The 12,440-nt window shown below is 70.1% G+C and carries 11 protein-coding genes; 9 read left to right on the forward strand and 2 right to left on the reverse strand.

Annotated features, from left to right (window positions below):
- Nucleotides 1-16: 16 nt before the first annotated feature.
- Nucleotides 17-1,798 carry a gamma-glutamyltransferase family protein gene (locus tag GXW71_RS05615; RefSeq protein WP_211851426.1) on the reverse strand — a complete coding sequence of 594 codons (1,782 nt, stop codon included), beginning with the start codon at nucleotides 1,796-1,798 and terminating at the stop codon, nucleotides 17-19.
- A 143-nt stretch (nucleotides 1,799-1,941) separates the two neighbouring features.
- Here GXW71_RS05615 and GXW71_RS05620 point away from each other — a divergent pair, with 143 nt between their 5' ends.
- From GXW71_RS05620 to GXW71_RS05640, 5 genes are all read left to right on the forward strand, one after another.
- Nucleotides 1,942-2,703: a FadR/GntR family transcriptional regulator gene (locus GXW71_RS05620; protein ID WP_211851427.1), complete on the forward strand. Its 762-nt coding sequence runs from the start codon at nucleotides 1,942-1,944 to the stop codon at nucleotides 2,701-2,703.
- Nucleotides 2,700-3,689, forward strand: a complete 990-nt coding sequence (locus GXW71_RS05625) for a Bug family tripartite tricarboxylate transporter substrate binding protein (protein ID WP_211851428.1) — start codon at nucleotides 2,700-2,702, stop codon at nucleotides 3,687-3,689. The genes GXW71_RS05620 and GXW71_RS05625 overlap by 4 nt, the downstream gene beginning before the upstream one ends.
- Entirely contained in the window at nucleotides 3,682-4,197 is a 516-nt protein-coding gene (locus tag GXW71_RS05630; RefSeq protein WP_211851429.1) for a GAF domain-containing protein, read from the forward strand. Before GXW71_RS05625 ends, GXW71_RS05630 begins: the two co-directional genes overlap by 8 nt.
- A gap of 217 nt (nucleotides 4,198-4,414) precedes the next feature.
- The gene (locus tag GXW71_RS05635; RefSeq protein WP_211851430.1) at nucleotides 4,415-5,062 is read left to right on the forward strand and encodes an LbetaH domain-containing protein; all 648 of its coding nucleotides are present in this window, start codon (nucleotides 4,415-4,417) and stop codon (nucleotides 5,060-5,062) included.
- Nucleotides 5,063-5,161: 99 nt separating this feature from the next.
- The gene (locus tag GXW71_RS05640; protein ID WP_211851431.1) at nucleotides 5,162-5,770 is read left to right on the forward strand and encodes a LirA/MavJ family T4SS effector; all 609 of its coding nucleotides are present in this window, start codon (nucleotides 5,162-5,164) and stop codon (nucleotides 5,768-5,770) included.
- A gap of 9 nt (nucleotides 5,771-5,779) precedes the next feature.
- Here GXW71_RS05640 and GXW71_RS05645 read toward each other — a convergent pair whose 3' ends face one another.
- Complete coding sequence (locus tag GXW71_RS05645) at nucleotides 5,780-6,241, reverse strand: GNAT family N-acetyltransferase (protein ID WP_211851432.1); 462 nt, start codon at nucleotides 6,239-6,241, stop codon at nucleotides 5,780-5,782.
- 368 nt (nucleotides 6,242-6,609) lie between these two features.
- On the opposite strand from GXW71_RS05645, the gene pdxR reads away from it, so the two are divergent.
- The 4 genes from pdxR to GXW71_RS05665 all read left to right on the forward strand — a co-directional run bounded on the left by pdxR (nucleotide 6,610) and on the right by GXW71_RS05665 (nucleotide 12,372).
- Nucleotides 6,610-8,151 carry a MocR-like pyridoxine biosynthesis transcription factor PdxR gene (gene pdxR, locus GXW71_RS05650; protein WP_211851433.1) on the forward strand — a complete coding sequence of 514 codons (1,542 nt, stop codon included), beginning with the start codon at nucleotides 6,610-6,612 and terminating at the stop codon, nucleotides 8,149-8,151.
- A gap of 167 nt (nucleotides 8,152-8,318) precedes the next feature.
- Nucleotides 8,319-9,353, forward strand: a complete 1,035-nt coding sequence (locus GXW71_RS05655) for a histone deacetylase family protein (RefSeq protein ID WP_211851434.1) — start codon at nucleotides 8,319-8,321, stop codon at nucleotides 9,351-9,353.
- 14 nt (nucleotides 9,354-9,367) lie between these two features.
- Complete coding sequence (locus GXW71_RS05660) at nucleotides 9,368-10,777, forward strand: aspartate aminotransferase family protein (RefSeq protein WP_211851435.1); 1,410 nt, start codon at nucleotides 9,368-9,370, stop codon at nucleotides 10,775-10,777.
- A 2-nt stretch (nucleotides 10,778-10,779) separates the two neighbouring features.
- Entirely contained in the window at nucleotides 10,780-12,372 is a 1,593-nt protein-coding gene (locus GXW71_RS05665; protein WP_211851436.1) for an ABC transporter substrate-binding protein, read from the forward strand.
- Nucleotides 12,373-12,440: the final 68 nt, after the last annotated feature.

A 12,440-nucleotide genomic window follows, 5' to 3' on the forward strand; every position in this document is an offset into this window, starting at 1 on the left:
GAACTCCACGCGCGTTCTACCGCCCGATGGCGTAGGCCTGCATCAGCCGGGGCGTCGCCGCCGCGACGACGAAGCCGTCGCGGATGCCGGCGGCGCAGACGCGGCCGAGCGACCACGGCCCTTCCACCGTCACGCGATGCCCGCGCCGGCGCAGCCCTTCGATCGGCGCCTCGCCGAAGCGCTCCTCCACCAGCAACCGGCCGGGTTCGAAGCTGCGGGGATAGAAGGATTGCGGGAAGTGCTTGCTGGTGAAAAGCGGCGCGTCGATCGCCGCCTGCAGGCCCATGCCGTGATGCAGGTGGCGCAGCAGCACCGCGAGCGTCCACTGGTCCTGCTGGTCGCCGCCCGGCGTGCCCATCGCGAGCCAGCCTTCGCCGTCGCGGGTGATCAACGTCGGCGTCAGCGTGGTGCGCGGCCGCGTGCCCGGGCGGACCGAGCTTGGGTGCCCGGACTCCAGCCATCCCATTTGCCCGCGCGTCGAGATCGAGAAGCCGAGCTCCGGCACCGCCGGCGAGGATTGCAGCCAGCCGCCGGAGGGCGTCGCCGAGATCATGTTGCCCCAGCGGTCCACGACATCGAGGTGGACGGTGTCGCCCCATTCGACCGGCAGCGGCGCGAAGGTCGGCTCGCCATGGCCGAGCCCGACCGGCGTCTCGGCGTCGGCCATCGCCAGCACGCGCCGCATGCGCTCGGCGGCGCCCGGCAGGTCGCCCGGCACCAGCGCCTCCGAGGCCGTGGCGCCGATCAGACGGCGGCGCTGATCCGCATAATCGTCCGACAGCAGCACGCCGAGCGGCACTTCCGCCGCGTCGGGGTCGCCGTAGAACACCTCCCGGTCGGCATAGGAGAGCTTCATGCACTCGACCAGCAGGTGCACGAATTCCTCGCCGGCCGGATCCATGGCAGCGAGGTCGAAGCCATCGAGCAGCGCCAGCGTCTGCAGCAGCGCCGGGCCCTGGCCCCAGGGGCCGGTCTTGTGCACGCGCACGCCGTGATGCACGCGGGAGACGGTCGGCTCCACCCGCGCGGCGTAGCGCGCGAAATCATCCGCCGTCAGCAGCCCGCCATGGCGGCGGCCGGTGGAATCCATCAGCTCCGTGCTGCGATAGAAGCGATCGACCGCTTCGGCCACGAAGCCGCGGTAGAAAGCATCGCGCGCCGCTTCGATCTGCGCCACGCGGTCGCCACCCGCGGCCGCCGCTTCCGCGAGGATGCGGCGATAGGTCGCGGCGATCGCCGGCGTGCGCAGCCGGCTGTTCGGGCGCGGGACATTGCCGCCGGGCAGCCAGACCTCGGCCGAGCTCGGCCATTCCGCCGGGAAGAAGTCGCTCGCGGCGAAGATGGAGGCGGAGACGCGGGGCAGCACCGGGAAGCCGTCCGCGGCATAGGTGATCGCCTGTTCCAGCACCGCGCGCGGCGTCCAGGTGCCGTGGTCGCGCAGCAGCAGCATCCAGGCGTCGAAGGCGCCCGGCACCACGGAGGGCAGCAGCCCCGTGCCCGGCACCTGGCGGAGCCCGAGGGCGGCGAAGCGCTCCGGCGTCGCGGCCATGGGGTAGGGACCCTGGCCGCAGATCACTTGTGGCTCGGCCGCGTCGCGGCGCTTCAGGATGATCGGCACCTCGCCGCCCGGGCCGTTCAGATGCGGCTCCACGATCTGCAGCACGAAGCCGGCGGTGACGGCGGCATCGAAGGCGTTGCCGCCGCGCTCCAGCACCGACATGCCGGCGGCACTCGCCAGCCAATGGGTGGTGGCGACGGCGCCGAAGGTGCCGCGGATCTCCGGACGGGTGGTGAACATCGGGGGGCTCCACTCGGCAGGGCTGGAACCAATCACATATTGGTTCCAAATGGTTCGCATAATCTTAGCATCAACGCCGTGTCTTCCGATCATTCTTTCCGTGATCTGTGAACCAATGCTATCTGGGTCCCATGGATGCTGGAGTGTCCGTGCTGGACAGGCTGGAGGGGCACCTGCGCGCGCAGGGGCTCGGGGATGGCGATCGCCTGCCGCCCGAACGCAGCCTCGCACCCGCCCTCGGCGTCAGCCGCCGCGCCCTGCGGGAGGCGCTGGCCCGGCTGGAGCTGCAGGGGCGCGTCTGGCGCGGCGTCGGCCAGGGCACCTGGCTCGGCACCCGGCCCGGGGCGCCGTCCGCCGCCGCGTCGCGTGCCGTCGCCGCATCCCACCCGCTTGCGATCATGGAAGCGCGGCTGGCGCTGGAGCCGGCGCTGGCGGCGCTCGCGGCGCTGAAGGCGACCGCGGAGGAGATCGCGGCCATCGCCCGCTGCGCCGCGCGCGGCGCCGAGACCCATGACGAGGTGAGCTGGGGTCATTGGGACGCGGGCTTCCACCGCGCCGTCGCGCAGGCCAGCGGCAATGCCCTGCTGCGCGAGGCCTTCGCCGTCATCGAGGCTTGCCGCGCCCGCACCGAGTGGGGAAGGCTGCGCGAGGTGGTCGCGACCGCGGCGCTGCGCCGCGACGCCGCCCAGCAGCATGCCGCGGTCGCCGACGCCATCGCCCGCCGCGATACGGATGCCGCGCGCCAGGCGATGTGGATACACCTCCGGACCATCAACCGCGCCATCGAGAGCGCCGGAGCCGGGTCGGGACAGGAAACGCCCCCAGCAACAAAGCCAGCGACGCCGGCACGCGGCCGGAACCCCAGGGCGGCGACAGCATCGCCGCAGACGAGGCGAGTACCATGATCCCCAACCGCACCCTGTCCCGCCGCGCGGCGCTGGCCGGCCTGCTCGGCGCCGCCGCGGCGCCGGCGGCTTTCGCGCAGGACCAGTACCCGACTCGGCCGGTGACCATCATCGTGCCCTGGGCGCCGGGCGGCTCCACCGACATCCTGGCGCGCATGCTGGCCGACCCGCTGCGCTCTGCGTTCGGCCAGCCCTTCGTGGTCGAGAACCGCTCCGGCGCCTCGGGCAACATCGGCTCCTCCGCGGTCGCCCGCGCGGCGGCCGACGGTCATACGCTGCTGTTCGGATCGATGAGCACGCATGCGATGAACGGTGCCCTGTTCCGCAACATGCCCTTCGATGGCGTTGCGGATTTCTCGCCGATCGCGCTGCTGGCCTATGTGCTGAACACCATGGTCGTGCATCCCTCGGTGCCGGCGACCACGGTCCCGGAATTCATCGCCTACGCGAAAGCCAATCCCGGCCGCATCGCCTATGCCTCCGCCGGCATCGGGTCGACCAACCACCTCTGCGCCGCGATGTTCGCGCGCATGACCGGGATCGACATCGTGCACGTGCCCTATCGCGGCGGCGCGCCGGCGGTGCTCGACACTGTCGCGGGGCAAACGCAGCTCTTCTTCTCCGCCGGCACCCAGACGCTGGAGCATGTGAATGCCGGCCGGCTGCGGCTGCTCGGCGTCACCGAGGGCCGGCGCTCACGCCTGTTGCCCAACGTGCCGACGGTCGCCGAGGCCGTGCCGGGCTATGAGATGGCGGTCTGGTATGGCGCGCTCGGCCCGAAGGGCATGCCGCCGGCGCTGGTCGCGCGGCTGAACGCGGCGATCAACCGTGCCCTGGCGCTGCCCGAGATCCGCGACCGCATGGCCGCGATCGGCATCGAGGTGGCGGACGGGACGGCCGATGCCTTCGCCGCCACGCTGCGCGCCGATGCGGCAAAATGGGGGGGCGTGATCCGCGAGCTCGGCATCGACATGTCCGATGCTTGATGCCGCCAGCATCCCGCCGGCGCTGCTCGATGCCGTCGATGCCGCGGCACGGGACAAGGTGGTCGCCTATCCCCGGCTCCGCGCCGCGGAGGCAGCGACGCGCGCGCTGACCGGCCATGGCCTCTGCACTGCCATGGCCTTCGATCGCGATGCGATGACGGTGCGGCGCGTCTTCAGCTCGCGCCCGGACATCTATCCGGTGGGCGGCGCCAAGCCCAAGCGCGACACCGATTGGGGCCGGCAGGTGCTGATCGAGGGCCGCGTCTTCCTGGGCGAGGGGGAAGAGGCGATCCGCGCACATTTCGACGATCACGCGGTGATCGCGGATCTCGGCCTGGCCAGCGTCGTCAATGTCCCGGTGTTCCTGGATGGCCGCTGCGCCGGCACGGTGAACCTGCTGTGGTCCGCAGCGCGGCTGGAGCCGGGCTGGATCGCGGCGGCGCGGCTGCTCGGCCTGCTGGCGACGCCGGATTGGTGTTTTGCGTCGGCCGGCCGGATCGCGGCCTAGGAGCCTGTCTGAGAAAGGCGGCGGGCCGGCCTGCCGGGTCTTGTCCGCCTCGGGCGCGCCAGTCTCCTGGCGGCGTCAGGGATGTTCCGCTCCATTCATCCGGCTTCATGCGTGCGGAGCGCTCGGATAGGGTCGGCCACGCCTGTTCATGACGGGATGCGGCGTCCGTCGGACGGGTGATGCCCAGCCCGCGCCGATGACATGAAGTGGAAAGCGTATGGAGGATGGCCGCAAGACGCCGAAGCTCCGCGAGACCTTCGTCGATGCGACGGTGTCCCTTCGGGACGTCGGGATCGGCCAGTGTTGCGAGATCCTCGCGGGATCCAGGGTCGAATACACGGAGATCGGCGACTACAGCTACCTGGGGCAGGACTGCATCGTCGCGGATGCGACGATCGGCAGGTTCTGCGCGATCGCGGCGCAGGTGCGGATCGGCGCGCCCAACCACCCGATCGCGCGCCCGTCGCTGCACCGCTTCACCTATTGCCCGGAATACTACGATGCGACGGCCGAGCGGGATCACGCCTTCTTCCGCGACAGGCGCGCGGACCGGGTGCATATCGGCCACGATGTCTGGATCGGTCATGGCGTGACCGTGCTGCCCGGTGTCCGGGTCGGCAATGGCGCGGTGCTGGCCGCCAGCGCGGTGGTGACGAAGGATGTCCCTGCCTACGCGATCGTCGGCGGCGTGCCGGCGCGCCTGATCCGCGAACGCTTTGCGGCCCGCATCGCCGCACGGCTCGAGCGCATCGCCTGGTGGGACTGGCCCTTCGCGCGGATCATGGAACGCCTGCCGGAGTTCCAGTCCGAGGATATCGAGGCCTTCTGCGAGCGATGGGATCGCCCGGCCGGCGAGAGGGCATGACGGGGCCTGCGCGGGTTGTGCCCTGGGGCACAGCGTCGCGGCCCGCAGAAGATCAGGCTCTCGCGCGCTCGATGTCCGGGCGGCGCAGGAGAGGGTGCCATGGCGAACGGAGAGAAATGGGACAGGGGCGCGGATTTCCAGGCCGCGCGCTATCCCGGCCTGGCCTACCGCGACTGCTATTCCAGGATCCATGGTTTCCTGCGGGAGGAGCAGAACATCCGGAAGGCGCTCGAGGCGCTGCAGACCGCCACCAACGGCATGGATGGGAAGCGGTTTCAGGCCTACCTGGCGGCGGAGGAGCAACGCTTCGGCTTCTCCAGGACCCTCGGGGTCATTCCTGCAGGCCCGCTGCTCAGCCCGAACGCCTTCTGGGGCTATCTCATGCGCGGCGAGCCGCTGGTGGACCACAGCGCGAGCGATGCGGGGGGCCACGGCGTCCTGACCCATCGCGTGCAATGGGTGCTGCTCGGCCAATGGAACGAACGCACCGCCTCCCTCCGCACCCCGACACCGATGCTGTACAGGAACCTCGCCGACCCCAACGCGCGCGCGCTGCGGGGCCCGGGGAAATCCGGGCCGATCTTCGACTCCGTGTGGGACGAGCTGTTCGACTCCGAGGAGTGGAATGCGACGAGCCCCGAGCAGTCATTCGGCTACGCGAAGCTCCACTACCCCGGCCTGCGCAGCCGCTGGGAGTGGTCGCCCTGATCCCGGGACTCATGCGTCGACGAGCTTGCTCATGTACACGGTGACCCCGCCCATGAACGCCTCCTCCCGGTCGATCCCGTAGCCCAGCGCCTGGTAGAAACGCAGGTTCTCCGCGAAGCTCTTGTTGGTGTAGAGCCTGATTTCGCTGTGCCCGAGCGATGCGGCGACCCGCTCCGCATGCGCCAGCAGCCGGCGGCCGAGGCCCTTGCCCTGACAGTCCGGAGAGACCGCCACATTCTCGATCAGGAGATGGTCGGGCTTCGGGATCATCTCGATGAGGGCGACCAGCCGGCCATCCAGGCGCAGCAGGTCGATGCGATGCGCCTTCACGGCGGCCGCATAGTCGGCCCGCATCGGCAGGGGCTCGCGCCCGATGACCGGCACCCATTTGGCATAGGCGTCCCGTATCAGGGCGAGGATGGCGTCGGCATCCTCCGCGGTCGCAGGCAGCAGTGTCAGGTCTTCGCGCATCGTCCGATCTCCTGGAAGGCACGGGCGACGGCGCGAACACGAAAAACCCCGCCGACCGCGCGGTGGGCAGGGTTGCCAAGGCTCGAGAAGGATGGAGGGAGCTAGTCCCCCACGAAGCTTCGTCCTCTCGCCGGCAGCGCGCCATGCCACACCATCGTGCAGCGGCGACGTCGCATGGTGATGGCCGGGAAGCGCGTGCTCATGCGCGCATTGCGACGATGATCGCCGCCGCCGTCAATCGATAATCGCCAGGTGGCAGCACCTGGGCCTGCGTCGCGCCGCGACAGGCATGGAACTTGCTCGAAAACTTACTCGACGGTGCTCCGCGAACCTGCTGCACTTCCACCGCAGTGCCGAGAGTCCATGCGATGATCAGGGATCCCGGGCCGGCCTGGGCCCCGCTCTTCTCCCGCTTCGACCGCGCCCAGGGGCAGTTGAAGGCGCAGATCCGCCACGCCCTGGTGCAGGCGCTGGATGCCGGGGTGCTGCAGCCCGGCACCAAGCTGCCCTCCGGCCGGCAATTGGCGGCGCTTCTCGATGTCGCACGGATCACGATCGTCGAGGTCTATCAGCAGCTCGTCGACCAGGGCTACCTGGTCGCCAGGGAGCGCAGCGGCATCTTCGTGGCGCCGCCGGCGGCAAGCCTGCCGGCGCCGATCCCCGCGGCCGATGGCGGCGATGAAGGCTGGGAGCAGCGTTTCGCGATCCGGCCGGGCCGGGCCGTCAACCTCTACAAGCCGCATGACTGGCAGCGCTACCGCTACCCCTTCCTGTTCGGCGAGCTGGATCCGGCGCTGTTCCCGGCCGCCGAATGGCGGGACGCGGTGAAGGTGGCCTCCAGCAAGGGCGCGATCCAGAGCTGGTCGGTCGACATGATCGATGCGGATGACCGGCTCCTGATCGAGCAGCTCTGCCAGAACGTCCTGCCGCGGCGGGCGATCTGGGCGGCGCCGGAGGAGGTGATGGTCACCCTCGGCGCGCAGCAGGCGCTCTATTTCCTGCTGCGCCTCTTCGCCGGCCCCGGGACCGTCGTCGGCGTCGAGGATCCCGGCTACCCCGACAGCCGGCGAATGGCGCAACTGCAGACGCGGCATCTGCGCCACATCGCCGTCGATGCCGAAGGCGCGGTGCCGGATGCTGCCTTCGCCGCCTGCGACCTCGTGCTGCTGACGCCCGGGCATCACAGCCCGACATCGGTGGTGATGTCGCCGGAGCGCCGGCGCGAAGTGATGCACCTGGCGCGGGCGCGCGGCATCATCCTGGTCGAGGACGACTACGACGCCGACCTCTTCGCCGAGGGCGCGCCGATGCCGCCGCTGCGCGCCACGGATCCGGAGCGGCGCGTCATCCATGTCGGCAGCTTCTCGAAGACGCTGTCGCCCGGGCTCAGGCTCGGCTTCGTCGTGGCGCCGCGGCCGGTGATCAGCGAGCTGCGCGCCTTGCGCCGCCTGAGCATGCGCCACCCGCCCAGCAACAACCAGCGCGCCATGGCGAGCTTCATCGCGCTCGGGCACTACCGCAGCCATCTGCGCCGGGTGGACGCCGCCCTGGCGCAGCGGGCGCAGCTCATGGACCGGCTGTTGCCGCAGCATCTGGCCGGCTGCCGCTGGCAGCGCGGGGCCGGCGCCAGCAGTGTCTGGGTGACCGGCCCCGACACGCTGGATGCCCGCCGCCTCGCCGAAGCCGCCCGGCATCACGGCGTGCTGATGGAGCCGGGCGAGGCCTTCTTCGCGGAGCCGGGACAGGGGCGGAACAGCTTCCGCCTCGGCTTCTCCTCCCTCGCCACCGAGCGGATCGAGGATGGCCTGGCCAGGCTGGCGGCGGCCGGTCCATTCGCCCCCGAGCTTTCACCGACATGCGCAATGCGCCAGCAGGAAACACCGCAGCCGCTGCAAACTGCGGCAGAATGAGCTGGAGAGCGCTCTGGAAGGCTGGAAACCAGGCAACTGGCCCTGTCTCCCGAAGATGTGGCCCGGTTAACGATGGGGACCAGCCATGATCCGATCTGGCCGCCGTCCTCCGCTCAGGGCCGGGAGAGACGGAAGACGCCTCATCGGTGCCGGAAGGGCCTTGCCTGATGCTGTCAGTCTATTCCGATGACAACCGGCTGCATGACCCGGAGCAGTACATCGCTCGCGGCGTGCTGATCCCGGCCCGCGAATCCCCGGAGCGCGCGACTGAGCTGCTGGCGGCGCTGCGGGATGGCGGGCACCAGGTGGTGGCACCCCGGGATTTCGGCCGCGCCACGCTGCTCGGCGTGCATGCGCCCGGCTATGTCGATTTCCTCGCCACCGCCTATCAGCGCTGGCAGGCGCTCCCCGATCCCAAGGGCCCGATGGCGCTCGCGCAGACCTATGCGATGCGACAGATGAAAACCTGCCCGACGAGCTTCGAAGGCCAGCTCGGCTTCTACCTCTCCGGCAATTCCGTGCCGATCGGGCGGGAGAGCTGGCGGTCCATCCTGGCCTCCGCGAACTGCGCGCTGGAAGCGGCGGAGGCGGTCCGGGAAGGGGCCGCCGAAAGCTATGCGCTCTGCCGCCCGCCCGGCCACCATGCCTATGCCGATCTCGCCGGCGGCTATTGCTACCTGAACAATACGGCGCTCGCCGCGCAGCACCTGCGCGGCCGCTTCGCGCGCGTCGCCGTGCTGGACGTCGATGTCCACCACGGCAACGGCACGCAGGGGATCTTCTGGCAGCGCGGCGACGTCTTCGTGGTCAACCTGCATGCCGACCCCAACCATGCCTATCCCTGGCAGATCGGCTATGCCGGGGAGGTGGGGGAGGGTGATGGCGCCGGCGCCACCCTGAACCTGCCGCTGCCGATCGGCACCGGTGATGCCGCCTATCTCGAGGCGCTCGACCATGCGCTGCAGGCGCTTCGCCGCTTCGACCCGGATGCGCTCGTGGTCTCCCTCGGCCTCGATGCCTTCGAGGATGATTCCTCGCGGCTCATGCGCATCACGACGCCGGGCTTCGCCGCGATCGGCGCCCGCATCGGCGCGGTGCGGCTGCCCACCACCATCATCCAGGAAGGCGGCTATGCCGTGGATGCGCTGCGCCGCAACCTCGGCAGTTTCCTCACCGGCTTCCTGTCCACCCGCACGCATTGACCGGAGAACGATCCATGGCTTCGAACCCGAATTCCCTGGCGGCCCGCGACATCGCCTCGCTGATCCACCCCTACACGAACCTGGAGAAGCACAAGGAGACCGGGCCGACCATCATGGCGCGCGGCGATGGTGTCTATGTCTATGACGACAGCGGCAAGCGCTACCTCGAGGGGATGGCGGGGCTCTGGAGCACCTCGCTCGGCTTCAGCGAGAAGCGCCTGGTCGAGGCGGCCACGCGCCAGATGGAGGCGCTGCCGACCTATCACATCTTCGGCGGCCGCTCGACCGAGCCGAGCATCGAGCTCGCGGAGGCACTGCTGAAGATCGTGCCGAAGGGTCTCGGCAAGGTGCTGTTCGCGAATTCCGGGTCGGAGGCGAACGACCAGGCAGCGAAGATCGTCTGGTTCTACCATAACGCCATCGGCAAGCCGCTGAAGAAGCGCATCATCGGTCGCGTGCGCGGCTATCACGGCATCACCGTCTTCGCCGGCAGCATGACCGGCCAGGTCGCCAACCATATCGAATGGGACCTGCCGATCGGCGGCGTCCTGCGCACCGACTGCCCGAGCCACTATCTGTTCGGCGAGCCCGGCGAGACCGAGGCGCAGTTCGTCGACCGCCTGGTCGGCAATCTCGAGGCGCTGATCGAGCGCGAGGGGCCGGAGACCATCGGTGCCTTCATCGCCGAGCCGGTCAATGGCGCCGGCGGCGTCATCGTGCCGCCGAAGGACTACTTCCCCCGCATCCAGGAAGTGCTGCGGCGTCACGACATCCTGATGATCGCCGATGAGGTCATCTGCGGCTTCGGCCGCACCGGCCAGATGTTCGGATGCGACACCTTCGGCATCGAGCCCGACATCATGACGGTGGCCAAGGCGCTCTCCTCCGCCTATCTGCCGATCTCCGCGACCGTGATCAGCGAGGCGATCGCCGAGAAGATCACCGCCCATGCCGGCAAGATCGGCAATTTCGCGCATGGCTTCACCTATGCCGGCCATCCCGTGGCCGCGGCGGTCGCGCTGGAGACGCTGCGCATCTACGAGGAGCGCGACATCATCGCGCATGTGCAGGAAGTGGCGCCGCATCTGCAGGCGCGGCTGCGCGCACTCGCCGCGCATCCGCTGGTGGGGGAGGCCCGCGGCGTCGGGCTGATCGGCGCCCTGCAGCTCGTCACCGACAAGGCGAGCCGCACCGTCCTGCCGGCGGCCGCCGGCATCGGCCCGCTGATCCAGGCGCGCGCGATGGAGCGTGGCGTCATCATCCGCGCCAGCCCCGACGCCGTCTTCGTCTGCCCGCCGCTGATCATCACCAAGGCGGAGATCGACGAGCTGATGGATGCGCTCTCCGCCGCGCTCGACGACGGTCTGGCCGAGGCGGAGAAGCAGGGCCTGCTCAGCAAGGCCGGGCGGCAGGCGGCGGAGTGAGCATGGCTCTCGACCGGCGCCGCTTGCTCGGCGCCGGCGCGGCGCTCGGTGCCGCACTCGCCGCGCCGCGCCTGGCCGAGGCGCAGAACCGGCGCGTGCTGCGCTTCATCCCGCAGGCCGATCTCGGCGTGCTGGATCCGATCTGGACCGCCGGCTACGTCACCCGCAACCACGGCCTCCTGGTCTTCGACACGCTCTATGGCACGGACAGCCAGATGCGGGCGCAGCCGCAGATGGTCGAAGGCCATCGGGTGGAGGATGCCGGCCACACCTGGATCCTGACGCTGCGCGAAGGGCTGCTGTTCCATGACGGGCAGCCGGTGCTGGCCCGCGACTGCGTGGCGAGCATCCAGCGCTGGGGCCGGCGCGACAGCTTCGGCCAGTCGCTGCTGGCGGCGACCGACGAACTCCGCGCGGATGACGACCGCACCATCCGCTTCCGCCTGAAGAAGCCCTTCCCCCTGCTGGCGCATGCGCTCGGCAAGGCGGGGTCCAATATCTGCGCCATCATGCCGCAGCGCCTGGCGGAGACCGATCCCTTCCGGCAGGTGACGGAGATGGTCGGCAGCGGCCCCTTCCGCTTTCTGGCCGAGGAGCGGGTTGCCGGCGCACGCACCGTCTATGCCCGCTTCGACCGGTATCAGCCGCGGCAGGACGGCATTGCGGACTTCACCGCGGGGCCCAAGCGCGCGCATTTCGATCGCATCGAATGGCATGTGCTGCCGGACACCGCGACCGCCGCGGCGGCCATGCAGTCGGGCGAGATGGATTGGTGGGAGAACCCGTCCTTCGACCTGCTGCCCTTGCTGCGGCGGCAGCGCGCGCTGGAGGTCTCGCTCCAGGACCGGTCCGGCTACATCGGCAACATGCGCTTCAACCAGTTGCAGCCGCCCTTCAACAACCCGGCGCTGCGGCGGGCCATCCTGCGCGCGGTCCGGCAGGAGGATTTCATGCAGGCGATCGCCGGCGACAACCAGGATTCCTGGACCGCCGGCGTCGGCTTCTTCTGCCCCGGCACGCCGATGGCGACCGATGCCGGCCTCTCCACCATGGCGGGGCCGCGCGACATGGCGGCCGCCCGCCGGGAGGTGGCCGCATCCGGCTATGCCGGGGAACGCGTCGTGCTGCCGGTCCCGAATGATTTCCCGATCCTGAAGGCGATGGGGGAGGTCGGCGCCGACCTGCTGAAGCAGGTGGGCCTCAACGTCGATGTGCAGGCGACCGACTGGGGGTCGCTGCTGCAGCGGCTCGCGAAGACGGAGCCGGTCGAGGAGGGTGGCTGGAGCGTCTTCCACACCTATTGGTCCGGGCTCGATCAGCTCAATCCCGCGGTGCACGCCTATCTGCGCGCCAATGGGCGGGCCGGCGGGCGCGGCTGGCCGACATCGCCGCAGCTCGAGAGCCTGCGCGCCGCCTGGCTCGATGCCGGCGACGAGGCCGAGCAGAAGCGGATCGCCGTCGCCATGCAGGAACAGGCCTTGCAGGACGTGCCCTATGTCCCGCTCGGGCAGATGCTGGTGCCGGTCGTCAGGCGCCGGGAATTGCGGGACATGCTGAACGGCTTCTCGCTGTTCTGGAACATCCGGCGCGCGTGACCGCAGGCTGTGCCCTGCGGCACAGCCCCTGCCATTCCAGGGATCCAGACTGCAGCGGCGGTGTTGCA

The sequence above is a fragment of the Plastoroseomonas hellenica genome, from assembly GCF_018129085.1.
GTDB lineage: Bacteria > Pseudomonadota > Alphaproteobacteria > Acetobacterales > Acetobacteraceae > Plastoroseomonas > Plastoroseomonas hellenica.

Excerpts from the sequence above, each read along its gene's own strand:
- GXW71_RS05615 (WP_211851426.1), bottom strand. The coding sequence starts at position 1,798 with ATGTTCACCACCCGTCCGGAGATCCGCGGCACCTTCGGCGCCGTCGCC.
- GXW71_RS05625 (WP_211851428.1), top strand. The coding sequence starts at position 2,700 with ATGATCCCCAACCGCACCCTGTCCCGCCGCGCGGCGCTGGCCGGCCTG.
- GXW71_RS05630 (WP_211851429.1), top strand. The coding sequence starts at position 3,682 with ATGCTTGATGCCGCCAGCATCCCGCCGGCGCTGCTCGATGCCGTCGAT.
- GXW71_RS05635 (WP_211851430.1), top strand. The coding sequence starts at position 4,415 with ATGGAGGATGGCCGCAAGACGCCGAAGCTCCGCGAGACCTTCGTCGAT.
- GXW71_RS05640 (WP_211851431.1), top strand. The coding sequence starts at position 5,162 with ATGGCGAACGGAGAGAAATGGGACAGGGGCGCGGATTTCCAGGCCGCG.
- GXW71_RS05645 (WP_211851432.1), bottom strand. The coding sequence starts at position 6,241 with ATGCGCGAAGACCTGACACTGCTGCCTGCGACCGCGGAGGATGCCGAC.
- pdxR (WP_211851433.1), top strand. The coding sequence starts at position 6,610 with ATGATCAGGGATCCCGGGCCGGCCTGGGCCCCGCTCTTCTCCCGCTTC.
- GXW71_RS05655 (WP_211851434.1), top strand. The coding sequence starts at position 8,319 with ATGCTGTCAGTCTATTCCGATGACAACCGGCTGCATGACCCGGAGCAG.
- GXW71_RS05660 (WP_211851435.1), top strand. The coding sequence starts at position 9,368 with ATGGCTTCGAACCCGAATTCCCTGGCGGCCCGCGACATCGCCTCGCTG.
- GXW71_RS05665 (WP_211851436.1), top strand. The coding sequence starts at position 10,780 with ATGGCTCTCGACCGGCGCCGCTTGCTCGGCGCCGGCGCGGCGCTCGGT.